This is a genomic window from Sphingomonas sp. AC449 (assembly GCF_979253475.1).
Map to the genome: position 1 here is coordinate 1 of NZ_CEEDCZ010000029.1, position 1219 is coordinate 1219.

The 1219-nt window shown below is 60.5% G+C and carries 1 protein-coding gene; it reads right to left on the reverse strand.

From position 1 onward, the window contains the following. Positions 1-18 precede the first annotated feature (18 nt). Positions 19-1160 (reverse strand): IS3 family transposase gene (locus AC0CH3_RS17695; RefSeq protein ID WP_230484008.1). Its coding sequence is split into 2 segments (ribosomal slippage): positions 19-920 and positions 920-1160, totalling 1143 coding nucleotides; the frame shifts between segments, so codons are not numbered across the junction. Between the last annotated feature and the right edge of the window lie 59 nt (positions 1161-1219).

The following is a 1219-nucleotide window of genomic DNA, read 5'->3' on the forward strand; positions in this document are numbered from 1 at the left end:
TGAGTAGCCCCTCGTTTTCTAGACGCCTTGAGCCATCAAAGCCTGCTGCCGTTCGAACTCGACGGGCGACAGCATCCCGTTCCTGACATGCTTGCGGACCGGGTTGTAGAACATCTCGATGTAATCGAACACGTCCTGCCGGGCTTCGTCGCGGGTTTTATAGGTCCGACGCCGGATGCGCTCACGCTTGAGCGAGGAGAAGAAGCTCTCGGCCACGGCATTGTCGTGGCAGTTGCCGCGTCGGCTCATCGAGTGCTCAAGATTGTGAGCGCGGATGAAGGCAGCCCAGTCCATGCTCGTGAACTGCGATCCCTGGTCTGAATGGATCAGCACCCGACACTTCGGCTTACGCCGCCAGACCGCCATGTGCAGCGCCTGCAAAACAACATCGGTTGTCTGACGGCTTTGCAACGACCATCCCACCACGCGACGGGAGTACAGATCGAGCACGACCGCCAGATAGGCGAAGCCCTCCATCGTGCGGATATAGGTGATGTCCGTCACCCAGGCGCGATCAGCCTGCGGCACGTCGAACTGCCGATCCAACGTGTTGGCAGCGACGGCCGAAGGCCTTCCTCCTGAACTGCCTGGACGCCGCTGGTAGCCGATCTGCGCCTTGATGCCTGCCAGGTTGGTCAGGCGGGCAACGCGATTGGGACAACAGGTCTCGCCCTGATCGAGCAGATCGTCGTGCAACTTTCGATACCCATAGACCTTGCCGCTGTCGCTCCAGGCCTGCCGGATCAATGCAATCTGCCGAGCATCTTCTTGCGCTCGCCGGCTCAGCGGCGCTTTGCGCCAGGCGTAAAAACCGCTGGGCTGGATCGCCAGGCACCGGCACATCGCGCGGACGCCAAACTGGTTCTGATGCTCGGCAACAAACGCGTATCTCACTTGGCATCCCTGGCGAAATACGCGGTGGCTTTTTTTAAGATGTCGCGCTCCTCGGTCACCCGAGCCAACTCGCGCTTCAACTGGCGGATCTCTGCGTCCTTATTGCCGTCGCCCGACGCGACCTTCGCAAACCGCTTCTTCCACGCATACAGCGAGTGTGGGCTGACGCCGAGGCGCTGCGAAACCTCCGCTACCGGGTAACCCCGCTCCGTGATCTGCACCACTGCGTCACGCTTGAACTCATCGCTGAAATTGGGTTTCCCCATCGTCGCCTCCTGTCCTCAAAATTAGGACCCGAGGCGTCCAGAAATCTAGGGGCTACTCA